The 23,338-nt window shown below is 65.8% G+C and carries 22 protein-coding genes and 1 pseudogene; 4 read left to right on the top strand and 19 right to left on the bottom strand.

All coding sequences use genetic code 11. The features are described 5' to 3' along the window. Positions 1-25 precede the first annotated feature (25 nt). The 5 genes from purM to uraD all read right to left on the bottom strand — a co-directional run bounded on the left by purM (position 26) and on the right by uraD (position 4,160). Positions 26-1,201 (bottom strand): phosphoribosylformylglycinamidine cyclo-ligase, encoded by a 1,176-nt coding sequence (gene purM, locus ACN9M4_RS17085; protein WP_426299966.1) that lies wholly within the window; start codon positions 1,199-1,201, stop codon positions 26-28. Continuing rightward, complete coding sequence (gene purF, locus ACN9M4_RS17080) at positions 1,198-2,805, bottom strand: amidophosphoribosyltransferase (protein ID WP_426299964.1); 1,608 nt, start codon at positions 2,803-2,805, stop codon at positions 1,198-1,200. Before purF ends, purM begins: the two co-directional genes overlap by 4 nt. Before the next feature lie 73 nt (positions 2,806-2,878). Continuing rightward, positions 2,879-3,220: a hypothetical protein gene (locus tag ACN9M4_RS17075; protein WP_426299962.1), complete on the bottom strand. Its 342-nt coding sequence runs from the start codon at positions 3,218-3,220 to the stop codon at positions 2,879-2,881. Between the two features lie 104 nt (positions 3,221-3,324). Then, positions 3,325-3,666, bottom strand: coding sequence for a hydroxyisourate hydrolase (uraH, locus tag ACN9M4_RS17070; RefSeq protein WP_426299960.1), 342 nt, complete (start codon positions 3,664-3,666; stop codon positions 3,325-3,327). After that, the gene (gene uraD, locus ACN9M4_RS17065) at positions 3,663-4,160 is read right to left on the bottom strand and encodes a 2-oxo-4-hydroxy-4-carboxy-5-ureidoimidazoline decarboxylase (RefSeq protein WP_426299958.1); all 498 of its coding nucleotides are present in this window, start codon (positions 4,158-4,160) and stop codon (positions 3,663-3,665) included. Before uraD ends, uraH begins: the two co-directional genes overlap by 4 nt. 269 nt (positions 4,161-4,429) lie before the next feature. On the opposite strand from uraD, the gene ACN9M4_RS17060 reads away from it, so the two are divergent. Next, positions 4,430-5,524: a pyridoxal-phosphate-dependent aminotransferase family protein gene (locus ACN9M4_RS17060; RefSeq protein ID WP_426299956.1), complete on the top strand. Its 1,095-nt coding sequence runs from the start codon at positions 4,430-4,432 to the stop codon at positions 5,522-5,524. A 19-nt stretch (positions 5,525-5,543) separates the two neighbouring features. On the opposite strand, the gene ACN9M4_RS17055 is transcribed toward ACN9M4_RS17060, so the two are convergent. From ACN9M4_RS17055 to ACN9M4_RS16995, 13 genes are all read right to left on the bottom strand, one after another. Beyond that, the gene (locus tag ACN9M4_RS17055; protein ID WP_426299954.1) at positions 5,544-5,795 is read right to left on the bottom strand and encodes a hypothetical protein; all 252 of its coding nucleotides are present in this window, start codon (positions 5,793-5,795) and stop codon (positions 5,544-5,546) included. Positions 5,796-5,868: 73 nt separating this feature from the next. Then, positions 5,869-6,459, bottom strand: coding sequence for a hypothetical protein (locus ACN9M4_RS17050; RefSeq protein ID WP_426299952.1), 591 nt, complete (start codon positions 6,457-6,459; stop codon positions 5,869-5,871). A gap of 5 nt (positions 6,460-6,464) precedes the next feature. Beyond that, positions 6,465-6,902, bottom strand: a complete 438-nt coding sequence (locus tag ACN9M4_RS17045) for an ATP-binding protein (protein WP_426299950.1) — start codon at positions 6,900-6,902, stop codon at positions 6,465-6,467. After that, positions 6,895-7,227, bottom strand: a complete 333-nt coding sequence (locus tag ACN9M4_RS17040) for an STAS domain-containing protein (protein WP_426299948.1) — start codon at positions 7,225-7,227, stop codon at positions 6,895-6,897. Before ACN9M4_RS17040 ends, ACN9M4_RS17045 begins: the two co-directional genes overlap by 8 nt. After that, complete coding sequence (locus ACN9M4_RS17035) at positions 7,217-9,214, bottom strand: glycosyltransferase family 2 protein (protein WP_426299946.1); 1,998 nt, start codon at positions 9,212-9,214, stop codon at positions 7,217-7,219. Before ACN9M4_RS17035 ends, ACN9M4_RS17040 begins: the two co-directional genes overlap by 11 nt. Before the next feature lie 17 nt (positions 9,215-9,231). Next, the gene (locus ACN9M4_RS17030) at positions 9,232-10,356 is read right to left on the bottom strand and encodes a PP2C family protein-serine/threonine phosphatase (protein WP_426299944.1); all 1,125 of its coding nucleotides are present in this window, start codon (positions 10,354-10,356) and stop codon (positions 9,232-9,234) included. 132 nt (positions 10,357-10,488) lie between these two features. Next, the gene (gene bcp, locus ACN9M4_RS17025; RefSeq protein ID WP_426299942.1) at positions 10,489-10,956 is read right to left on the bottom strand and encodes a thioredoxin-dependent thiol peroxidase; all 468 of its coding nucleotides are present in this window, start codon (positions 10,954-10,956) and stop codon (positions 10,489-10,491) included. Between the two features lie 66 nt (positions 10,957-11,022). Next, the gene (locus ACN9M4_RS17020; RefSeq protein WP_426299940.1) at positions 11,023-11,691 is read right to left on the bottom strand and encodes a winged helix-turn-helix domain-containing protein; all 669 of its coding nucleotides are present in this window, start codon (positions 11,689-11,691) and stop codon (positions 11,023-11,025) included. Between the two features lie 10 nt (positions 11,692-11,701). Beyond that, entirely contained in the window at positions 11,702-13,042 is a 1,341-nt protein-coding gene (allB, locus tag ACN9M4_RS17015; RefSeq protein WP_426299938.1) for an allantoinase AllB, read from the bottom strand. Continuing rightward, positions 13,035-14,216 (bottom strand): glycerate kinase, encoded by a 1,182-nt coding sequence (locus ACN9M4_RS17010; protein ID WP_426299936.1) that lies wholly within the window; start codon positions 14,214-14,216, stop codon positions 13,035-13,037. Before ACN9M4_RS17010 ends, allB begins: the two co-directional genes overlap by 8 nt. Positions 14,217-14,245: 29 nt before the next feature. Beyond that, on the bottom strand, positions 14,246-16,024 hold the full coding sequence (gene gcl / locus ACN9M4_RS17005; RefSeq protein WP_426299934.1) for a glyoxylate carboligase: 1,779 nt from the start codon (positions 16,022-16,024) through the stop codon (positions 14,246-14,248). A gap of 142 nt (positions 16,025-16,166) precedes the next feature. Beyond that, complete coding sequence (locus tag ACN9M4_RS17000; RefSeq protein WP_426299932.1) at positions 16,167-17,045, bottom strand: 2-hydroxy-3-oxopropionate reductase; 879 nt, start codon at positions 17,043-17,045, stop codon at positions 16,167-16,169. A 64-nt stretch (positions 17,046-17,109) separates the two neighbouring features. Beyond that, on the bottom strand, positions 17,110-17,910 hold the full coding sequence (locus ACN9M4_RS16995; protein WP_426299930.1) for a hydroxypyruvate isomerase family protein: 801 nt from the start codon (positions 17,908-17,910) through the stop codon (positions 17,110-17,112). Positions 17,911-18,193: 283 nt separating this feature from the next. Between ACN9M4_RS16995 and ACN9M4_RS16990 the strand changes: the two genes are divergently transcribed. Further along, complete coding sequence (locus ACN9M4_RS16990) at positions 18,194-19,570, top strand: DUF222 domain-containing protein (protein WP_426299928.1); 1,377 nt, start codon at positions 18,194-18,196, stop codon at positions 19,568-19,570. 63 nt (positions 19,571-19,633) lie between these two features. Here the strand turns inward: ACN9M4_RS16990 and ACN9M4_RS16985 are convergent. Next, positions 19,634-19,819 (bottom strand): annotated as a pseudogene (locus ACN9M4_RS16985) (LysR family transcriptional regulator); the annotation flags it as partial. Between the two features lie 1,220 nt (positions 19,820-21,039). On the opposite strand from ACN9M4_RS16985, the gene ACN9M4_RS16980 reads away from it, so the two are divergent. Together ACN9M4_RS16980 and ACN9M4_RS16975 are read left to right on the top strand one after the other, a co-directional pair. Then, positions 21,040-22,626 carry a hypothetical protein gene (locus tag ACN9M4_RS16980; protein ID WP_426299926.1) on the top strand — a complete coding sequence of 529 codons (1,587 nt, stop codon included), beginning with the start codon at positions 21,040-21,042 and terminating at the stop codon, positions 22,624-22,626. Next, positions 22,623-23,285 carry an ABC transporter ATP-binding protein gene (locus ACN9M4_RS16975; RefSeq protein ID WP_426299924.1) on the top strand — a complete coding sequence of 221 codons (663 nt, stop codon included), beginning with the start codon at positions 22,623-22,625 and terminating at the stop codon, positions 23,283-23,285. Before ACN9M4_RS16980 ends, ACN9M4_RS16975 begins: the two co-directional genes overlap by 4 nt. The last annotated feature ends 53 nt before the right edge of the window (positions 23,286-23,338 follow it).

The following is a 23,338-nucleotide window of genomic DNA, read 5'->3' as shown; positions in this document are numbered from 1 at the left end:
GCCGGCCCGCTTTCCGTTGTTTCGCTTAGGCGTACGCGTTCACCAGACGGACCGCTCCGCCGTCGACCCCCTTGGCACCCTGGACGTAGTCCGGGCCGGTCTTGTCGATCGCGTCGGAGTCCGCCGAAACGGTGCCCATGATCCAGGACGGCAATCCGCGCTCGTTGAGGCGGGCCACGGCGGCGTCGGCGATTTCCGGGGACACGATGGCCACCATGCCGACACCCAGGTTCAGGGTGCGCTCCAGGTCGGCCAGCGGCACGTTGCCGAGCTCGGACACCAGCTTGAAGATGGCCGGCAGTTCCCAGGTGGCACGGTCCACCGTGGCCACGAGGCCCTGCGGCAGCACGCGGGCCAGGTTGGCGGCCAGGCCGCCGCCCGTGACGTGGCTGAAACCGTTGACGCTTCCCTTTGCGGCGGTGCCGCTGTTCACCGGGAAGGCGCGGGCCAGGTCCAGGCAGTCGGCGGCGTAGACGCGGGTGGGCTCGAGCAGTTCCTCGCCCAGGGTGCGGCCGAGTTCGGAGACCTGGCGGTCCAGGGCCCAGCCGGCGTGGTTGATGACGCGGCGGACCAGGGAGTAGCCGTTGGAGTGCAGGCCGGAGGAGGCCATGCCGATGACGACGTCGCCGGCGCGGACACGGTCCGGGCCCAGCAGCTGGTCGGCCTCGACAACACCGGTGGCGGCACCGGCCACATCGTATTCGTGCTCGCCCAGCAGGCCCGGGTGCTCGGCGGTTTCGCCGCCCACCAGCGCGGTGCCCGCAACGGAGCAGGCCGAGGCGATGCCGCGCACAATGGCGGCGATGCGCTCGGGAACAACCTTGCCGCAGGCGATGTAGTCGGTCATGAAGAGCGGCTCGGCGCCGACCACCACGATGTCATCGACAACCATGCCCACCAGGTCGAAGCCGATGGTGTCGTGGATGTCCATGGCCTGGGCGATGGCTACCTTGGTGCCCACGCCGTCGGTGGAGGTGGCCAGCAGCGGCTTCTTGTAGGTCAGCAGCTTCGAGACGTCGTACAGGCCGGCGAAACCGCCGACGCCGCCCAGCACCGAGCTGTTGTGCGTCGCCTTGACGGCGTCCTTCATGAGCTCGACGGCGCGGTCGCCCGCTTCGACGTCGACGCCGGCGGAGGCATAGGTGATGCCTGAGTTTTCCGGGGCCCCGGTGTTTTCAGCGGCATAGGAGGCGGAGGTCATACAGACTCTTTCTTGTCGGCGTCGGTCAGCAGGTTCTCAAACTCGGCGTCGGGTCCTGGATCGCAGCCCGTTGCGCCCGGCTTCTCTGCCGGGTCCTCTGAATCGTTTACGGAAGTGTTCGACGGCGGCAGCCCGCCGAGGTCGGTGCGCTCCAGCAGGTTCTTGCCCAGTTTGTCCGAGCCCGGGAGCTCGATGGGGTACTGGCCCGTGAAGCACGCGGTGCAGAGGCGTTCGCGCGGCTGCTGGGTGGCCCCGATCATGCCGTCTTCGGAGATGTAGGCAAGGGAGTCCGCGCCGATGGCCTGGGAGATCTCGTCGATCGTGGCTCCGTTGGCGATCAGTTCCGCGCGGGAGGCGAAGTCGATGCCGTAGAAGCACGGCCACTGCACGGGCGGCGAGGAAATCTTGATGTGCACCTCGGCAGCGCCGGCCTCGCGCAGCATGCGCACGATGGCGCGCTGGGTGTTGCCGCGGACGATCGAGTCGTCCACCACAACCACGCGCTTGCCGCGGATCACGGATTCCAGCGCGTTGAGCTTGAGCCGGATGCCGAGCTGGCGCAGGGTCTGCGAGGGCTGGATGAAGGTACGGCCCACGTAGGCGTTCTTCACGAAGCCGTGCGCGAACGGGATGCCGGATTCCTCGGCGTAGCCCACGGCGGCGGGGGTGCCGGATTCCGGGACCGGGATGACGATGTCGGCCTCGTGGGTGTTTTCGCGGGCCAGCTGGCGGCCCATCTCCACGCGGGACTCGTACACGGAACGGCCGTTGATGGCGGCGTCCGGGCGGGCCAGGTACACGTACTCGAAAACGCAGCCGGCCGGCGTCGCGTCCGCGAAGCGCTGGGAGCGGACACCGTTCTCGTCAATGGCAATGAACTCGCCGGGTTCGATCTCGCGGATGAAGCTGGCGCCCACGGTGGCCAGGCCGGCCTGCTCGGAGGCCACCACCCAGCCGCGCTCCAGCCGGCCGAGGCACAGCGGGCGGATGCCGTACGTGTCGCGGGCGGCGTAGAGGGTGCCTTCGTCCATGAACACGAAGCAGAAGCCGCCCTTGATCTTGGGCAGCAGCTCCATGGCGGTTTCCTCGAGGGTCTTGCCGGGTTCGCCCTCAAGCAGGGCGGTGACCAGTGCGGTGTCCGAGGTGTTGCCCTGCTTCATTTCGCCGGTGAGCTGGCCGTCGTTGCGCTCCAGGATCATTTCTCGGAGTTCGGCGGTGTTGGTCAGGTTGCCGTTGTGCGCCAGTGCCACCGTGCCGGTGCTCGTGGCGCCCAGGGTGGGCTGTGCGTTGGCCCAGTGGCTGGCTCCGGTGGTGGAGTAGCGGCAGTGGCCGACGGCGAGGTGCCCGGTGAGGGTGTTCAGGGTGGTTTCGTCGAAGACCTGGGACACGAGGCCCATGTCCTTGTAGACGTTGATGCGCTTGCCGTCACTGGTCGCGATGCCAGCCGACTCTTGTCCGCGGTGCTGTAGCGCGTACAGCCCGTAATAGGTGAGTTTTGCTACCTCTTCGCCAGGGGCCCAGACTCCGAAGACGCCACAAGCGTCCTGGGGTCCTTTTTCGCCGGGGAGAAGATCATGTGAAAGTTTTCCGTCGCCACGTGCCACTGGTTGATTGTCTCACGTCCCGGGCGTGGTATTTTCCGCGGCCGCGGATTGTGACCCTCCCGGCGGTGTGATATCAGTCGTCGCCGGGCTCGTCTTCGGCCACGGCTTCCACGATTGCGTGCTCGCTCCGCCGGAAACTCAAGCGGTCCAGGAAGAGCGCCACGATGCAGCCCAGGATCACGCCGCCCGCTGCGAAGGCGACGGTGAAGAAGCCAAACACCGCGCCGGCGTCGAACGCTGGATCGGCAGGAAGGCCGAACGCCACGAAGGCCGCCACCACGATCCCGAGGAGCCCGCCGAGCACCATGAACGGCACGAAGCGGGGTGCGCGGCGTACCGTGATGCGCCGCTCCGGTGCGCCTGCGGCGGCACCATCCGCGGAGTTGCCGGTGATGTTCGAGTCCTCAGAAACCATGCCTTCCAGCCTACCGGTTCCGCCCAGCCCAACTGACTCGCAGTTGTTGTCGCTTTGAGACCTCAAAACGACAACTATTGCGAGTCAGTTGGGTGGGAGTGCGGCTAGCTGCCGCGGTAGGTCGAGAACGCGAAAGGGCTCAGGAGCAGCGGCACGTGGTAGTGCTCGCCGGCGTCGGACACGGTGAAGCTCAGGTCCACCTCCGGGAAGAAGGTCTCCGTGCCGAGGCCGGCGTAGTACGCGCCCGTGGCGAAGTTGAGCCGGTACTTGCCGCCCGGGACCCGCTCGGGGCCGAGGTTCTTGATCCGGCCGTCGGCATCCGTGGTGCCTTCCGCAACGGAAGTCCAGCTGCCGCCGTCGAACACTGACAGCACGACGGCGACGTCCGCCGCCGGGCGGCCGGAACCGGTGTCGAGGATATGCGTGGTGATCTGGGAAACGCTCATGCGCCGATAACTCCTTCAAGGCGGAGCAGGGCGATTTCGCGGAGCTGCTCGGCCACGATGCGGTCTTCTTCTTCGGGGGTGTGGGTGAGGCGTTCGTTGAGGGAAGCCAGGATGTCCGAGGCGCTGCGGCCGGCGGCGCGGATCAGGAAGACCCGGTTGAACTTCTCCTCATAGGCCCGGTTGCCTTCGGCCAGTGCGCGGGCGGTGGCGTCGTCGCTGGGGTCCACGCCGGACTGCTCCGAGCGGGACATGGCCGCCTCGGTGGTCGACGCCTGGGGGCGTTCGCCGATGCGCGGGTGGTGGGCGAGCGCGGACTCGAGTTCCTCCGCGGTGAACGGAGCGGCTGCATCCTTGGCGAAGGCCAGGAGGTCATCCTTGCCACTGAACGGCCGGGCGTCGGCGATTTCCCCCACCCAGCGTTCGACGTCGAGGCAAGGGCGCAGGACTCCAACGGCGTCCGTACGGTCTGCGCTGTTGAATTCTGCAAGCTGCATGCTTGGTCATCCCTCGTGCAAATGCTGGCATCCATGGTGACGGCTATGCGGAACTCCGGCGCTGGTGCCGGATAGGCCCCGGGCTGACGCTGCAGCACGTTCACCTTCCGCATCATGGAACTGTTATTTCAGCATGCGTAATAGTCAAGCGGAGGTGCGGCGCCGCTGTCAAGGGTCCCCGCCAAGCCTCGCGGCATCACTGCTGGCAAGATCGTACCGCCCGCGGCGGGCCTGCGGCAGAATTGCCCCAACGGGTGAAGGAGTTCGCTATGCCAGCCATCTTGACGTCCAGGTTCCTGTTCGGCCCCGGTCCGGGCAACGCCTACCCGGAGGCCATGGCCGCCTTGTCACACCCGGTGATCGGCCACCTCGACCCCGTGTTCATCGAGCGGCTGGACCGCACCTGTGCCGGCCTGCGGACGGTCTGGGGAACGGCGAACACCCGCACCCTGCCGCTGAGCGCCACCGGTTCCGGCGGCATGGAAGCCGCCTTCGTGAACACCGTGTCCGACGGCGACGTAGCCGTCGTCGCCGTCAACGGGCTGTTCGGGGAACGCATGTGCGAGGTGGCCCGACGCTGCGGCGCCACGGTGGTGCGGGTGGACCATGAATGGGGGCAGCCGGTCGACGCCGAACGCGTCCTGGCGGCCCATCCTGCACCCAAGGTGATCGCCGCCGTCCACGCCGAGACCTCCACGGGCGTGCTTTCGGACATCGCCGCACTCGGCGCGGACAAGGGCGACGCCCTGCTCATCGCCGACGCCGTGACCTCGATCGGCGGCCTCGAACTGCTGGCCGACCAGTGGGGGATCGACGTCGGCTACGCCGGAACGCAGAAGTGCCTGGGCGTGCCGCCGGGCCTGTCTCCGTTCACGGTCTCGGAACGGGCCTTCGAACGTCGCATCCGCGATCCGCGCTCCTGGTACCTGGACATCGGGCTGCTCGGCGGCTACGCCGGCGCCGCCACCGGCAGCCGCACGTACCACCACACCGCGCCGGTCACCATGATCGCCGGGCTCGTAGCGGCGCTGGACCGGATCCTCGCCGAAGGGCTTGAGGCGGTGCAGGCCCGCCACCACAAGGCCGGTGCCGCCCTGCGTGCCGGGCTGCAGGAGCTGGGCCTGGAGCTGTTCGCCGCCGAAGGCAGCCGGCTGGACAGCCTCACCACGGTGAAGGTGCCCGACGGCGTGGATTCGGCCGCCGTGCGCGGGTACCTGCTGCGCAACTTCAGCATGGAGATCGGCGCCGGAGTCGGTGCGTTCAAGGACACCGTCTGGCGGATCGGCACCATGGGACCGAACGCTTCGCCTGCCGCCGTCACGTTGGTGCTGGGCGCGCTGGAGGAAGCGCTCGCGAAGGCATGAGCTTTCCGGGCCCGCTTGGTTAGCGGTCGGGTGTCTCGCGGTTTCCGACGGCTTCGATCCAGTCGACGGCCTCGTCGGAGAAATGGAAACCGCTGGAATCCGTCTCGCCGGCCCACCAGGCCTCCGAGGCGATGGAACCGCCCACGTCCACGATCTCCCTGACGATTTCTTCCGGTACGGCATCTCCGTTGTTGTCGATCAGCCACTGCTGTGTTTTCGGTGTCAGCCTGCGCCACCAGTGGGCCATCTCCAGGGGCTCTTCGAAGGTCATGCGCATCAGTGTCCCACTCCGGGGCCGTCCGGACGAGGGCTATGGGGGTTCTTCGCCGGGGTCGCCGGGCGGGTCAACCCTTAGGAATCTCCTTCGGGTCGCAGCCGGCGGATTCCACGGGGACCCCTAGCCGCACGTAGGCCGTGCCCTTCGACTCGACCCGCAGGGTGGCGCCTGCAGCATCCGTGCTCTTGGCGACCACCCAGCCCCCGGGCACCGGGTCCGTTCCGCCGAATGCGGCGAAGCCATGCTTCTCCAGGACCGGGTCCGCGGCAGCGAAGACGTCGTGGAACCTCTTCGAAGGCTCCACGATGTCCCTGGCACTTTCCATTTCGGCCAGGTAGAGCATGCAGGTGCCGTCCTGCCGGCGCTGCATCGTGGCGGGGGAGTGGACGTTCCAGCGGATGCCCGGCAGCTTCTTTTCCAATGCGGCAACGACGTCGGTCCGCACGGCGTCGTACTTGGCGAAACTTTCCGCTACGGGCGCGTGGGTCCCGGCCACCGAGGGCCCGGACGGCTCCGGGGTGGCCGGCGCGCTGCAGGCGGCCAGCGCCTGGGCTCCCAACAGCGGAACAGCTGCTGACAGCGCCAGGCGGCTCCGGCGTCGTACGCGGTTATGTCCTGGGCGGTTGGGTCCTACGCGGTTCACTCGTATCCGGTTCATGGTCCTCAATCCGTATCGGCAGGCGTGGACTCCCGGGTGAGGATCCAGGTGTTCGTCCCGTCCTGGCGTTCGAAGGTGACGGTCGTCACAAGGGCCTCGATGAGGGCCAGGCCGCGGCCGGACTCGGCGTCCTCATCGGGCATATCGGCCCGCATGTCGTTGGCAAACGGTTCGCGGGCATTGTGCGCACTGACCCTGGCCTGGAGCCTGCGGGTCCTGACGGTGATGTCGACGTCGAGTTCCACCGGTTTGTCCGCGGCCGGAAGCGCGTGCTGGACGATGTTGGCGGCGGCTTCGATCACGGCGGTGGCGAAGGTCATCCGGTCCATGTCCGGAACGAACGAGGCATCCTCCCACAAGGCGTCCAGTTCCTCGTGGACAGCCTCGATCGCTTCCTCGTTTGCGGGTCCGTGGTAACCCTTGCGGGCGAGCACCTCAGTCATCGCCGAACGCCGCCTCGGCCGAGGGGTACGCGGTGAGGACCCTGTCCATGTTGGTCAGTTCCAGCACCATCTTGACCTGCGGCTGGACGCCGGAGATCCGAAGGTCCCCGCCTGCCTGGCGCGCGGCCTTGAGGCAGCCGATGAGGGCGCCGAGGCCGGAAGAATCCATGAAATCGGTCTCCGCGAGGTTGACCACCACCCGGCTGGAGCCGCCGGCCACAACCTCGGCCACGACTTCCCGGAGTTTGGGGGCAGCCACCATGTTCAAACGGCCCACGCCCTTCACCTCCGCGTAGCTGTCTTTGACCTCGTAGCTAAACTGCATCAGTGTTCCTCTCTTTTGGGCTTTCCGGGCCTTCTGGGTTCTCCGGGGGGCCGGAACCTTCGGGGACGAATCCCTTGTACAAAACCGCCTTGACCAGCACGCTCAGGACCACCAGGTCAAAGGCCACCCATGCCCCGTTCACCAGTGTGCCGAGGGGCTCGGACAAACCGGCCAGGAGCCGCGCCATGCCGGCCACCAGCCCCACGGCCAGCAGCACCGCCACGATGATCTGCGGACGGATAAGGCTCCAGCCCGGCCCGCCGTCCTGCCGGGCTTTCGGGGTGACAGCGAAGCCCAGGGGACGTCCGAACCACACGTTGCGTGCCGCCGTCGTGCAGGACTTGATCCAGGTGGGGAACAGCGCCAGGCTGTACTGCTGCCCGCGCCAGGTGGGGATGCCGTGCCCGGCCACCACGAACAGCAGCTGGTTCACCACCATGAACGGAATGAAGCGGACAAAGAACTCCAAGCTCAGGCTGCTGACCGGGAGGATGCCGAGCGTCAGGTAGATGACCGGCGCCGTGAAGTACACCACGGCCGCGAAACCGCTCAGGTAGCTCCACATCGTGGAGAAGTACATGAGCCGTTGCCCCCACGTCAGGCCGCGCTGGACCAGGGGGTTCTCGCGGAGCATGACCTGCATGGTGCCCTGGGCCCAGCGGAGGCGTTGCGTGAGCATGGTCTTGAGGTCCTCGGGGGCCAGGCCGTTGGCCAGGATCTCGTGGTGGTACACGCTCTTCCATCCGAGGGCATGAAGGCGCATTGCCGTGGCCATGTCTTCCGTGACCGAGATGGTGGCCAGGGGCATCACGGGCTGGGCTTCGTCGGTGCGCTCAACGGAGATGGCGTCCAGGACAGCGTGCACGGATTCGAGCGCTCCCAGCGGGGACCACTCGCGGCCGGACATGCGGTCGACGGCGTCAGTCGCCACCGTGGTGACGCCACCTTCCCCGACGTGGGCCAGTTCCATGGCGGCGATCTCTTCGAGGTCGGCCTGCAGGGCGGAGAAGTCGGCGGCCACGAGCGTACGCACGGCCTCGTCCACCTTCCGGCGGACCCGGTAGGTGATCTCGCTGAGGGATGCGCCGGCCTCAAGCTCATGCTGGGCCGCCTTGGTGGCGGCCTCCACCTCGTCGAGCATCTGTTCGACCAAGGGGTTTTCGGCCTCGGCGGATCGGCGTGCCTTCTTGATGGCGGACGTGGAGGCGGCCAGGGCGCGGTGCACGCTCTGTTCCGTGGCCTTGACGTAGCCCACCAGGCCCAGCTGCATGAGGGCTTCCCGGCGCAGGATGGCGTTCGACCCGCAGAAGAACGCTGCGTTCCACCCGTCCTTGCCTTGCTGGATGGGTCCGTAGAACAGGGGCGCCTGGCTGCCCAGAGGGTCGTCGGCAGGCACATTGATGAAGTACTGCGGAGTCTGGACCAGCGCTACCCGGTCATCGTTGAAGTAGCCCAGCGTCTTGTCCAGGATGTCCGGCTCGGGGATCTGGTCGGCGTCGAGAATCAACAGGTATTCGCCCGAGGTGAGCATCAGCGCGTTGTTCAGGTTGCCGGCCTTGGCGTGCCGCGGCATGTCCGGGGTCCAGTCCGCGCTGCGCGTCACGTAGCCGATGCCGTTCGACTCGGCGAGTTCGCGCAGCGCAGGCCGCTTACCGTCGTCGAGGATCCAGGTGCTGTGCGGCCGGCGGATGTCCTTGGCGGCGAGGGCCGTGGTCATCACCAGGTCCAGCGGCTCGTTGTAGGTGGTGATGAAGACGTCAACGGTGGCGTCGTCAGGGGCAGGCGGAGGCGGCTTCCTGATCTTGAGTTTCCACACCGTGAGGCCGAAGAGGATCACGTCGATGAGGCTGTACGTCTCGGCGATCACCAGCGGAACCGCGATCCACCACGCCTCCCAGTTCAGCGACGCGAGCCAGCGCCATGCGACGTAGTTGACGCCAAGAATGGCCGTGAGGACAACGAGCAAGCGGGTCCAGAAACGTGTCACAATCCCCCTTTTGTGGCCTAGTGCCGAATCGTGCCGTTCGTTTTGCGGCGGACGACGACGGCGGTCACGTCGTCTTCCGCTGTCGCCGCGGGTGCCAGTTCAAGCAGCGCGGCGCAGACTTCTTCCGAGGTGCCCTCGCTGCGGGCGGCGCGCTCCACGTTCCGGATGAAGTCTTCCAAGGAATCGTGGGCATCGAGCACGCCGTCGCTCACGATCACGAGGGAGTCGCCGGGTTCGAGTACGAGCTCCGCGGCGGGCCATTGCTGGTCATCGAGGATGCCCACTGGCGGCCCGGCTGACACCAACCGCCGAGCGGGCCCCTCAGCCGGAACGTGCAGGCCCAGCCCGTGGCCGGCGTCGATGTAGCTGAGCTTGCCCGAGGCGCTGTCCAGGCGCGCGTGGAACATGGTGACGAAGGAGCCGGACTGGTCCAGGTCCGAGGTGATGGTGGCGCTGGCTGAGCCGAAGGCGGCATCGATGGCCGGGGTGTCCGCTACTGAACGCATGACGGCGCGGACGGTGGCGGCAATCAGCGCCGCACCCATGCCCTTGCCCATGGCGTCGGCGACCGTGAGGTGCATGCCGTCGGGAGTCTGGTACCAGTCGTAGAAGTCCCCGCCCACGCTGCGCGTTGGACGGAAGGCCCCGGCGACATCGTAATCGTTGAGCCTGACCGCTTCCTGCGGGAGGAGGCTTTGCTGCACCACGGCCGCGCGGGCGAGTTCGTCGCTCTGGCCGGCGTCTTCGGCAGGTGCCGGGGCCGGGCGTGCACGCCTGAACAGCGCCCGCACTCTGGCCTGGAGTTCTTTGGGGCTGAAGGGCTTGGTGAGGTAGTCGTCGGCCCCGGTGTCCAGGCCGGCCAGGCGGTCCAGCTCGGCGGTCCGGGCCGAGAGCATCACGATGTAGGCATCGGAGAATTCGCGCATCCTCCTGCAGGCTTCGATCCCGTCGATGCCCGGCATGTTGACGTCCAGGGTGACCAGTTCGGGCCGGATGTCGCGGACGGCTTCGACGCCGGCCAGGCCGTCGGGGGCCTCCACGACGTCGAAGTCGAGCTGCCGGAGAACAACGACGAGCAGCCCGCGGATGTCGTCGTCGTCCTCGATGACGACTGCGCGACGCTGGACCGGGGCGGAAGACATAAATCCATTAACTCCTGTCACAGGAGGTTTGTCACTTTTGGTCAAATTAAGGCAATGCCCGCTCAAAGAAATGAGCGGGCATCGCACGAATTTGCGGTGGTGCGTGGTAGGCGCCCACCGGGGTGAGGAAGGCTAGACGCCCAGTTCTTCCTTCAGAGCGGCGACGTGGCCCTGGGCCTTCACCTGGTACTGGGTGAGGACAACGTTGCCGTCACCGTTGACCACCACGGTGGAGCGGACCAGGCCGTCAACCACTTCGCCGTCCACCAGCTTCTCGCCCCAGGCGCCGTAGGCCAGTGCCACGGAGTGGTTCTCGTCGGAGAGCAGCGGGAAGGTCAGCGCGAATTCGTCGACGAAGCGCGCGATCTTCTCCGGCGCGTCCGGGGAGATGCCTAGGACTTCGTAGCCGGAGCCCTGGAGGCTGGCCAGGCTGTCGCGGAAATCGCAGGCTTCGGTGGTGCAGCCGGGGGTGGAGGCTTCCGGGTAGAAATACACGATCACATTGCGGCCGCGGAAATCGGAGAGCGAAACCTTCTGGCCGTTGGAGTCGAGCAGGGCGAAATCGGGGGCCTGGGTTCCGGCGAGGAGTTTCTGGGTCATGTTGTGATCCTTGACTAGTCGGGCAACCGCCGTGGCCGGCGATCTCTCATACAAATAACGGTCTGCCTAGATGCAGTATTCCGCAGGCCCGCGCACCGTGGTCCCGGGTCCGGGCACGAATTGGTAACCGCCACCGCGTACTGTGGCGATGGCGTTGCGGGCGGAGCCCAGCTTGCGCCGGACGCGTCCAACATACACGTCGATCGAACGGAACGCCGCGCCGGGGCAGTCGAGTGACTCCAGGAAGCGTTGCAATTCTTCACGCGGGATGGGACGGGAAAGGTTCTCCACGAGGTAGCGCAGGAGCTTGTGCTCCATGAAGGTGAAGGTGACCGGAACGCCGTCGAGCAGCACGGTGTCTGCCGCCAGGTCCACGGCCAGGCTGCTGCGCCGGCCGGACAGGGCGATCGGCTGGGCGACGACGCCGGAAGCGGCGCCGTGCCGCAGGTGCAGCTCGGCCTGGGGAGCCAGGCGGCGGGCCCGGGCCAGCACCGCTTCGGCGGCCTTGGCCCAGATCTCGGGGTCGATGTCCTGGCCTTCGGCGGGCTCCACCCACACGGCCAGGCCGCGGGCCTGGACGCCCGGGCGCAAACCGGAACGAAGACCTGGGTGGCCCTGGTGGGCCGGCTGGGCGCCGGCCAAAGAGCCGGCACCGGCCAATGGGCCGGGCCGGTGGCCGGCGCGCAGGGCTTGGCGCGCGCCGGCTGGCGGGAGCGAATGGACGTTGACGGCCATCGAATCCGCCTTACACGCCGCCGCGGCGGATCAGCTTTCCGCCGGGGGTCTGGCCGTCCACCACCGAGCCCCGCAGGTAGGTCTTGCGGACGACGCCGGAAAGCGCCTTGCCGTCGTACGGAGTGATGGGGTTCTTGTGCTTGAGCTTCTTGACATCCACCACGAACGCCTCGTCCGCTGCGAACACCGAGAAGTCGGCGTCGTAGCCGAGCGCCAGCTGGCCCTTGTTGGACAGGCGGGCCAGGGCGGCGGGCTTGGCGGACATCCAGGAGACCACCTGCTCCAGGGAGATGCCGCGGTGGCGTGCCTCGCTCCAGATCAGGGACAGGCCCAGCTGCAGGGAGGAAACGCCGCCCCAGGCCACGGCGAAATCGCCGTTTTCCAGGTCCTTGAGGTCAAGGGTGGAGGGGGAGTGGTCCGAGACGATGCAGTCGATGGTGCCGTCTTCCAGGCCCTTCCACAGCAGTTCCCGGTTGGATGCCTCGCGGATGGGCGGGCAGCACTTGTAGGCGGTGGCGCCGTCGGGGATTTCCTCGGCCATGAGGGTCAGGTAGTGCGGGCAGGTCTCAACGGTGAGGTTCACGCCATCGCGCTTGGCCGAAGCGATCATGGGCAGCGCGTCCGAGGAGGAAAGGTGCAGGATGTGCGCGCGGGCGCCGGTCCAGCGGGCACGTTCGATGACCTCGGCGATCGCTTTGTTCTCGGCACCGCGCGGGCGGGAGGCCAGGAAGGTGGCGTAGTGGTCCCCGCCCGGGTGTGGGGCGTGGTCGATCGCGTGGGAGTCCTCGGCGTGGACGATCATGAGCGAGTCGAAGGACTTCAGCTCGCGCATGTCCTCTTCCATCTCGTCCGCGTCAAGGTGCGGGAATTCGTCTACACCGGAGTGCAGCAGGAAGCACTTGAAGCCGAAGACGCCTTCGTCGTGCAGGCCGCGGAGCTCGGCTTTGTTGCCGGGGATCGCGCCGCCCCAGAATCCGACGTCGATGAACGCCTGGTCCTCGGCCACCTCGCGCTTGAGCTTGAGGCCTTCCACGGTGGTGGTGGGCGGGATGGAGTTCAGCGGCATGTCGATGATGGTGGTGACGCCGCCGGCCGCTGCGGCACGGGTGGCCGAGGCGAAGCCTTCCCACTCGGTGCGGCCGGGCTCGTTGACGTGGACGTGGGTGTCCACGAGGCCCGGGATGAGGGTTTCGTCGTCGGCGAGGTCGATGACTTCGGCGCCGGCCAGGCCGTTGCCGAGCGGTTCGATGGCGGCGATCACGCCGTTGCGGACGCCGACCTCGCGGGCGGCGATTCCCGCAGTGGTGAGGATCCGCTTGCCGCGGATGACCAGGTCAAAGCTTTCAGACATTGAGAGACTCCTTCGTGCGGGAGGCGGCCGCGAGCTGTGCGCCGATGGTCCGCCCCAGCTTTTCGAGCAAGGTTCCTGCTTCCCTTATACATACTTCGACGTCGGATTCAAGGCTGGTCAGGGGAAGAACCTGCCGGAATCCCGAGTCGCTTTGCTGCTCCTGGCTCAGGGTGGTCCGGCCGCAGACGGCCACCACGGGAACGCCCGCGGCTTCCGCAGCACGGGCCACGCCCATGGGGGTCTTGCCGAGCAGGCTTTGTTCGTCCAGGCTACCTTCGCCGGTGATCACCAGATCGGCGCCGGCCAGCTGTCCGGCGAGCCCTGTGAATTCGAGGACGACGTCGATCCCCGGCCGCCGTGCCGCGCCCAGGACCGCGATGGCGGCGTAGCCCACACCGCCTGCCGCGCCGGCGCCCGGTGCCTCGGCGGCACGCCCGGCGCGGTCGCCGATCTCTTCGCCGAGGACCTCGACGAAGCGGGCCAGGGCGGCGTCCAGCGCGGTGACATCCTCCGGCGTCGCGCCCTTCTGCGGACCGAACACCGCCGGGGCGCCGAGCGTGCCGAGGAGGGGATTGTCGACGTCGGACGCCAGGACAAAGCGGCTGTCCTCCAGCCGCACGTCCAGGCCGGAGAAGTCGATGCTCGCCAAGCCGGCCAGCGCGCCGCCGCCTGCCGGGAGTTCGTTGCCGTCGGCGTCCAGCAGCCGGGCGCCCAGGCCCTGCAGCACGCCGGCGCCGCCGTCGGTGTTGGCGCTGCCGCCGACGCCGAGGATGATCTTCCGGCAGCCCAGGTCCAGCGCGGCGCGGATGAGTTCGCCGGTGCCGATGCTGTTGGCTTCCTTCGCGGTATCGGTGCTGGGGCCTCCCGGGAGGAGGGCAAGCCCGGAGGCCGCCGCCATCTCGATGACGGCCTGGTTGCCGCGGACCGCGAAGTCCGCCGTCACCGGCTCGCCCAGCGGGCCGGTCACGGTGGCGCTGCGGCGGGTGAAGCCGGAGCCGACGGCGGCGTCGAGGGTTCCCTCGCCGCCGTCGGCTACTGGAATGAGCGTGGTCTCCAATGTTTCCGCGGCACCCGCAGCGTCGAAACCGGCCGCCAGGCCGTCCGCCAGGTGCCGGGCGACCTCGGGAGCGGACAGTGAACCCTTGAACTTGTCCGGGGCGATGACCACACGCATTCCGTTACCTCCTTGTACTTGCTTGCTTACTAGTCCAGCAGCGCGATGATCGCCGTGGGGGCGTCCTCGCCGCGCTCGGCCAGCTCTTCGAACTCGTTCACGCCGTTGATCTCGACACCCATGGAGATGTTGGTGACCTTCTCCAGGATCACTTCGACCACCACGGGAACCTTGAATTCCTCCATGAGTGCCTTGGCCTTGTCGAAGGCGGCGGGCAGGTCGGAGGGGTTCTCGACGCGCAGGGCCTTGCAGCCCAGGCCTTCGGTGACCTTGACGTGGTCCACGCCGTAGCCGTTGGTCTCCGGGCTGTTGATGTTCTCGAACGCCAGGGAGACGTTCTGCTCCATCTCGAAGCCGCGCTGCGACTGGCGGATCAGGCCCAGGTAGGAGTTGTTCACCACCACGTGGATGTACGGCAGGTTGAACTGTGCGCCCACGGCCAGCTCTTCGATCATGAACTGGAAGTCGTAGTCACCGGAGAGGGCAACAACGGTCTCGCCCGGCTTGCCGCGCACGACGCCGAGGGCGGCCGGAGCGGTCCAGCCCAGCGGGCCTGCCTGGCCGGCGTTGATCCACTTGCGCGGGCCGAAGACGTGCAGCAGCTGCGCGCCGGCGATCTGCGACAGGCCGATGGTGGTCACGTAGGTGGTGTCCTTGCCGAAGGACTTGTTCATCTCTTCGTACACGCGCTGCGGCTTGATCGGCACGTTCTCGAAGTGGGTCTTGCGCTGCAGGGAGCCCTTGCGCTTGAGGCAGTCGGCAACCCAGGCGGTGTAGTCCGGCAGGCCTGCTGCGGCTTTACGCTCGCGGGCGATTTCCAGCAGGCCGTCCAGGGCCGCACCGGCGTCGGAGGCGATGCCGAAGTCCGGGGAGAACACGCGGCCGATCTGGGTGGGCTCGATGTCGATGTGCACGAACTTGCGGCCGGCGGTGTAGGTGTCCAGGCCGCCGGTGTGGCGGTTGGCCCAGCGGTTGCCGATGCCGATCACGAAGTCCGAGGCCAGGAGGGTTTCGTTGCCGTAGCGGTGGGAGGTCTGCAGGCCCACCATGCCGGCCATCAGCTTGTGGTCGTCCGGGATGGTGCCCCAGCCCATCAGGGTGGGGATGACCGGAACGTTCAGGATCTCGGCCAGTTCAACCAGCTGCGCGGAGGCGCCGGCGTTGATGATGCCGCCACCAGCGACGATCAGCGGACGCTCTGCAGCGGTGAGCATGTCCAGGGCCTTTTCCAGCTGCTTGCGGCTGGCCTTGGGCTTCTCCACGGGCAGGGGTTCGTAGGTGTCGATGTCGAATTCGATTTCGGCCATCTGCACGTCGAAGGGCAGGTCCAGCAGCACCGGGCCCGGACGGCCGGAGCGCATCAGCTGGAAGGCCTTCTGGAAGGCGCCGGGAACCTGGCCCGGCTCCAGGATGGTCATGGCCATCTTGGTGACCGGCTTGGCGATGGACTCGATGTCCACGGCCTGGAAGTCTTCCTTGTGCAGCTTGGCAACGGGGGCCTGGCCGGTGATGCAAAGCATCGGGATGGAGTCGGCCCAGGAGGCGTACAGGCCGGTGATCATATCGGTGCCGGCGGGGCCGGAGGTGCCGATGCAGATACCGATGTTGCCGTCCTTGGCGCGGGAGTAGCCGTCGGCCATGTGGCTGGCGCCTTCAACGTGGCGGGCCAGCGTGTGGCGGATGCCGCCGTGCTTGCGCATAGCGGAGTAGAAGGGGTTGATTGCCGCGCCCGGCAGGCCGAACGCCTCGATGGCGCCTTCCTTTTCCAGGATGGCGACTGCCGCGTCAACGGTGCGCATCTTTGCCATTGTGTGCTCCTAAAAGTCTTGGGTTTTCGCCCCGTTTGGTGTCCCGTGCGGGGCGGTTTTGGGTGTGTCGGGCTGAGCCGCCGTCGTTTTCGTGCGACGGCGGCTGCCGGGTTTGCTTGTTTCGCGCCTTGCGGCGGTGGGTTTACTTGCGGCCGGAGAGCTGCAGGACCTGCTTGAAGAGTCCCGAGTGGTCCAGGCCGCCGTCGCCCTGGTTGACGGTGGCGGCGACCAGCTGGGCGACAGCCGCGCCGAGCGGGATGGCGACGTTGGCCTCGCGGGCTGCGGAGGTGACGATGCCCATGTCCTTGTGGTGCAGGGCGAGGCGGAAGCCGGGGTCGAAGTTGCGGTCGAGCATCTTCTGGCCCTTCTGGTCCAGGACCTTGGAGCCGGCCAGGCCGCCGCCCAGGACCTTGAGGGCGGCGTCGGTGTCCACGCCGTAGGCCTCGAGGAAGGCGATGGCTTCGCCGAGGACCTCGATGTTGACGGCCACGATCAGCTGGTTTGCAGCCTTGACGGTCTGGCCGGAGCCGGAGGGGCCAACGTGGACGATGGTCTTGCCGACGGCGTTGAGGACGGGCTGTGCGGCCTCGAAGTCTTCGGCGGAACCGCCGACCATGATGGACAGCACAGCGTCGATGGCGCCCTGCTCGCCACCGGAGACCGGGGCGTCCAGCGGACGGATGCCGGCGGCCTTGGCGGCTTCGGCGAGGCGGACGGCAACGTCCGGGCGGATGGAGGAAGCGTCGATCCACAGGGTGCCCTGCTTGGCGTTGGCGAACACGCCTTCTTCGCCGCCGACAACACCCTCTACATCGGGGGAGTCCGGCACCATGGTGATGACGACGTCGGCGTCCTTCACGGCGTCGGCGATGCTGGTGGCACCCTTGCCGCCTTCGGAGACGAGCTTGTCGATCTTGTCCTGGCTGCGGTTGAAACCGGTGACGGTGTGGCCGGCCTTGACGAGGTTGATGGCCATGGGCAGGCCCATGATTCCGAGGCCGATGACTGCAACGTTGCTCATTGTGGATCCTTTGCTGAAAGTCTTTGTTAACTCAGGTGTGCTGGTCTTAGCGGGCGGCGGGAGGCTAGCGGGCGGCGCGTTCGCGGATGGCCCAGGCGAAGGCGGTTTCCTGCGGTTCCTTGTATTCGAGGCCGATGTAGCCTTCGTAGCCGAGTTCGCGGCTGCGGGCGATCCATTCGCCGAGCGGGAGCTCGCCGGTGCCGGGGGCGCCGCGGCCGGGGTTGTCGGCGATCTGGATGTGGCCGAAGTCCTTGGCGTGGTTCTCGATCACGGCGGCGACGTCGTCGCCGTTGACTGCCAGGTGGTAGAAGTCAGCCAGCAGCTTGACGTTCTCGACGCCGGACTCTTCCTTGACGCGGGCGATGACGTTAAGTGCGTCCTGTGCCTTGAGGAGCGGGTACTTGGGTGCGCCGCTGACCGGCTCGAGGAGGACGGTGCCACCGATGCGGGCGACGCCCTTGGCTGCCTTCGCGAGGTTTTCGGCGCCGATTGCGTCCTGCTCTTCGGCGGAGATGCCGTCCACGCGGTTGCCGTAAAGGGCGTTGAAGGCCTTGCAGCCGAGGCGCTCGCCGATGCCTGCGACGACGTCGATGTTGTCCTGGAATTCGGAGGAGCGGGCGGGCCAGGAGACCAGGCCGCGGTCGCCGCCGGGCATGTTGCCGGCGTTGAAGTTCAGGCCGGTGAGCTGCACGCCGGCGTCCTTGATGGCGTTCTCGAACTTCGTCGTTTCTGCATCCGACGGGACGGAGGTGTCGAACGGCCACCAGAACTCGACGGCGTCAAAACCGGCAGCCTTGGCGGCGGCCGGGCGCTCGAGCAGGGGCAGCTCCGTCAGCAGGATGGAGCAGTTCACTGTGTACGTCATCGTAGGTGTCCTTCCGAGGAGGGGCTTGGATCTTCGTTCCACTGGCCTTGTCTTGGTCGTTTTCCGCTTTGTGGAATTTAGATTCTGCTTTATGAAAAGTGTAAGGAAGGTTGGGTGAGGGAGTCAAGGGGTTACGTGTCTGGCGGGTTGTTTGGGATACCAAAGGGACTTGAGAGGGCGGCCCTACGCGCGGAGGAGGCTGTGGTGACGTTGCCTCGGGGGCAATACCCGCCCGGTCCTCGCCGCCCCCAAAAAAGTCAGTGCCTTGTGATGTGATGAGTTCATGGAGATCACCACCGACCCTGCGGCGGTTCGGTTTCAGGCAGCACCGGGAGGGAGCGAGACCCTTCCGGAGTCGGTGCTGTCTGAATTGGTGACTTCACTCGAGTCTTTGGAGGCCACGATTGCCCGTTTGCAGTCTGTCCGCGAGGGGATTCTGGCTATGGCTTCGCAGCTGGCGGGGTTCATGGAGGTCACCGGCAGGGCGCCGTTGACTGCGCGGGACTCGCGGACGGCTGAGATGGCGCAGCGTGCGGTGGCGGCGGAGATCGCGACCGCGACCCGCAGCAATGACCGAACCGTGCAGCGTCAAATGGGCCAAGCGGTTGAGCTGCTTACACGTTTCCCCCTTACCTTCGGTGCTCTTTCTGATGGGCGCATCAGCTTGGCCCATGCCCGGGTGATCCAGGACGCCGGAACCGTGCTAGAGGGTGCGGATGCCTTGGCTGCGTACGAAACCGTTGTGGTGGCGTGCGCGGAGCAGCGGGCGCCGGGGCGGGTGCGGCGTTTGGCTCTGCGGGAGGCCGAGAAGGCCCAGACGGCACCCCTTGCTGACCGACATGAAATAGCCCGTGAGGAACGCAGGGTTTGGGTAGATAGTCTGCCTGATGGCATGGCGCAACTCGGGGCTGTTCTACCCGCCGCGGTGGCTTTCGGTATTCACGACCGGCTCACTCAGATGGCGCTCGCACACGGTGGGTCTGATGCCGATCACGGACTCCCGGCTGCTGAACGGCCCCGAACCATGGACCAGCTCCGGGCGGACCTACTCGCGGATCTCTTGCTCTGCGGGGCGCCGACCAACCATGACACCCCGGAGGGTGTCCTGGCCGCGATCACTGCCCGGGTGGAGGTGACGGTCCCGGTGCTGACACTGATCGAAGGTGCCTCGGTCCGGGAAGTCCCGGCCGAACTCGGCGGACGGCATCCGATCGACCCCGGCACTGCGCGTGCCCTCGCCGGCTCGGCATCCGCCTGGAACAGAGTGCTTACCGACCCGTTTACCGGTGCGGTGCTGGCCGTGGAGCGGTACCGGCCCACTGAAGACTTGCGGCGCCTTCTCGCGGCCCGAGATTCCTGGTGCCGGTTCCCAGGATGCGGGATCAAGGCCCGGGCACTGGACCTTGATCACACCGTTGACGCGGCTCTGGGCGGAGCTACGGAAACCGGGAACCTCGCCGGACTCTGCCGACGGCATCACATGCTCAAACATCACTCCCGATGGCGGCTCCGGCAGGTGGGGGCCGGGATATTGGAATGGACCAGCCCCGCGGACCGGACATACGTAGACCACCCGCCCATACCCCCGGCGCACACGGCCGCACTCATCTCCGAGTCAGGGCCAGATCCCGGAAGCGAGTGCGTGGCGCCACCGTTCTAGCTGGAACGGTTTTCACAAACCCCGGCGCGAGAATCTGGGTTGCTCAACCGTCGCTCTGCGCCGCTTGCCCGCTTCGCTCAGGACCGACCGGCGCCCGATCCGGTGGAACAGCGGAACGCCGAGTTCCTTTTCCAGGCTCGCGATGGTCTGGCTCATGGATGGCTGTGCGATGAGTAAGTGTTCGGCGGCGCGGCTGAACCCATCATGGTCGACGACGGCTAGGAAGTACTTGAGCTTTCGCGTGTCCATGGCGGGTCCTTGTGTGCTTCGGGTGATGTTGGCGGGCGTTTTTCGGAGAGCCTGTCGGGCGGGTGCGCGGATCCAGATAGCTTATGCCGATCAGTTGACTGTCCTTGTGCCGGGATTCCATGGCAAAAGGAAACCGGATGGTTGTTTATGTTTGTCCTTGGATTGGCATAATCCCGAGATGCTGTGCCGGGGCACACCGACCGTGGACGGACGAAATCAGAAATTGGGGGACTATCTGGAAATAGTTAGGTATCTGAGATGGCCAAATGCTCAGGATCTTGGCCAGGCCGCATTTGCGCTAATTGCTCTCTTGGCGGTCGGAGCGGCCTGCGGCGCTGGATCCCGATTAATATTTCGTTCCGTCGATACGGTTTGGCTCCATCAGCTGCCCCTCTGGACGCCCTCCTGAATTGGAGCTGGTCGAATGGAACAGCTGCCGAGGCCCCTACTCCAAGCTCGCGATGGTCCGGCTCCTTTACTGGCGACTGTCCTGGTCCTGAAAGTCCATGCCTCTCGCGGCCCCCTAGCTCGAAACAAGCAGGCATTTCAAGTCAAAAGGAAACCGGTTGGCTGGTTTTGGTTTCTCCATGGATTGGCATAATCTCGGTTTGCCCGCAGGGGCACCTGCCCCGTCCGACGGGCGAAAAATCAGATACTGGGGGACTACATGAAAATGGTTGGGAATCTGAAAAAGGCAAGTGCCGCAATTGCACTCACTGCGCTCTTGGCAGTCGGTGTGGCTTCCGGTGCGCAGGCCACTAGCGGTTCGGGGACAGCATACTTTGACAACGGCCAGCCGATTACCGCGAATATGTGGATTCAATCCGTTGCCAAAGGCGGGTGCGGAAGCTTCGCCTCGTCGGCGGTAATGAACGTTTCACCTAACTGGATCCGGAACACTACTTCGTTCTACCAGTACGGTGTTGGCTCCATCAGCATCAAGGGCGTTAATGTTTCGGGCTCCGGAACGAGTAACCCCGCGACAATCCAGTGGACCAACAGCAACGGCGCCAGGGGTTCGTACCTGAGCGGGACTGTTTGCATGGGATGGGGATCGTTCTACCTAGGTGCGGATGTAGCGGCAACTGCCTACTACTACGGCAACCTGCGAACCGCCTCCGCGCACGTCTAACGAAGAGATCGGCACTGTAGCAGTGAAAACAAGTATGCGTGTTGGTCGTCGTAATTCGCACCGCGCACGGAGCCTCACACGTCTGTCGTTGCTGACCCTGACCGTGCTTGGCTTGGCTGCCTGCAGTGCCGGTCCTTTCGCGGAAGCCAACGATGTCTCCGCCATAAAGGAAGACCTGGTGAAGCTCCAAGGTGCCAACGGGCTCGTCAGGATGCCCGAATCCGCGGGCCAGGAACGTGGAGACCTCTACACAACAGCACTCTATTCGGACGATCTTGGCCCGTCATTGCTAACCGCGGGCGATGCAAGCAAAGTCGTGGATGATGACCTGGGCAAGCAGGACACGGCGGATCTACTGACTCTCTGGTCTGCCCTCAAAGTCCTCAAAGCGACGGGCGGAGAGTTGCCTGGGATTCTGGACAAGAAGCTGGCAGACGCGGCCATCCCTCCCACGCAACAAGACGTGGGGGCGGAGATTGCCGCCCTCTGGTTTTGGATTGACCTCGGCAGGATGCGTGATTGGTCGGGCGGTCACCGGTCGGCGTCGGAGCGGGAAGTGGTCTCCCGTCTCAAGGCTATCGACATAGCGTCCATCAAAGAGAAGCCCTACCTGTTATGGCGGCTCTTCGATTCATATTCGGCGCTCAAGGTTCAAGGGCCTGAAGAATTGGAAACAGCGCTGAAATCCCTGGATATCAAGAAACTGCCGTCCGACTATGAATCCACGCTGGATTTCCAGGCTGCACTTGAGACCAGAATCAAATTCGACCGCGACTTGCTCGTTCCCAATGACGCGAAAGGCCACATTGTCCGAATCCTCGAATCGGGCCAAGTCGATGATGATGCGCTGATCGACTCAATGCTGCGGTCCTTGGAATTGCTCGACGCCCGGGCCGAACGCCAGCGGATTGTGAAAGAGAAAGTCGTCTCAAGACTGGATGCTGGGAACGGACTGATCCGCTCATCTGCCCTGGACAACGGATCGGTCCATGGAACGTACCTCGCCGCGAGGCTGCTCGATACGGAATTCCCGGAGGTGGCAGGGGAGCGAACCAGGGACCAACTCGTGCGCGCAATTGAAGCGCCGAAGGCCGATCTGATTACCCAGCTCAAAGCCCTTGTTGCTCTGAAGCGCTCGGGATCCGATTTATGGCGCAACTACTCCTCGGTCATCCAGCGGGGGAAAGCCGGAGTTCCGGGAAAAGTGACCCAAACCAATTTGGGTGAATACATCGAACTGATCGATGTTTTGGCGCAGCTCGATCCCGACGTCAAGCTTGCTCGGCTCGAACCGTTCGACGCCGACCCCGCAGCAGAAGAGCCTCTTTCCAAAGCGCTTCTTGCCCTTACCAACTCGATGTATTTCGCAAACAATGCGGAGGTGAGATCAATGTTTCCCGCTGTGCAGGCCAAGCTGCCCGGCCTGATCCGGGAACCTGGATCGAATGGCCTCAACTACTTCCGCGCCCTCACGGCAATGACCAGCGCAAGCCTCTCCGGCTTGGGGTCGGACGATTTCGACGCCGCGGCGGAAGAGCTTCGGAAGCTAAAGGGATGTAAGGAATTTCCGTCGCTGTATCGGCTGGAATCGGACCAAGGGGCACAGTGCAGCCTTTCGCTCTCGGCGGCCATGATCGCTGTTCCCGGCGCCTACAATCTCGGAGAGAATAAATGACTTCGGTCCTGCGTTTGGAAAACATTCACAAGTCGTTTGCTGACGAGGGCGGGAGGCGGCACCAGGTTTTGGCCGGCGTCGACCTTCATGTCAGGCAAGGGGAAATCGTCTGGCTCCGGGGTGAGTCCGGGTCAGGCAAGTCGACCATCCTGAACATTTCGGGTCTGCTCTCGACGCCCGACGCCGGCAGGGTCTGGATCAACGGCCATGACCGGACCAAGGCTTCCTCCCGTGCGGCCGCGGCGGTGCGCTCCAATGAAATCGGGATGGTCTTCCAGAGCAGCAACCTGTTGCCGGAACTTACTGCGCTGGAAAACATCGTCCTTGCCAGTGGCCAGCCGTTATCCAGGGGGGCCATCATGCAACAACTGGAACGCTTCGGACTCGCGGCGGTGGCCGACCGGAAAGCCAAGAGGCTTTCGGGCGGACAGCAGCAGAGGGTCGCCTTCTGCCGGGCCCTCATCAATCAGCCATCGGTCCTCCTTGCCGACGAACCGAGCTCCGGTCTTGACGCAAGCAACACCGAGGCCATCTTGGAGGCGATGCGAAGCGGAGCCGAAAGCGGATGCGGAGTCCTGGTGGCCTCCCACGATGAGATTTTCAAACACGTTGCCCACCGTCAGCTTCCCATGAGCGAGGTACTCGTTGAACAGGTATAAGGTCTTCACCGGACGAGCGGTGCGGCTTTCACTTTCGAAACTGCGGCCGCTGG

This window comes from Arthrobacter sp. R-11, assembly GCF_049913155.1.
Classification (GTDB): Bacteria; Actinomycetota; Actinomycetes; order Actinomycetales; family Micrococcaceae; genus Arthrobacter.
Note: the sequence above shows the minus strand (reverse complement) of the source record. Positions and strands in the feature narration are given on the sequence as shown.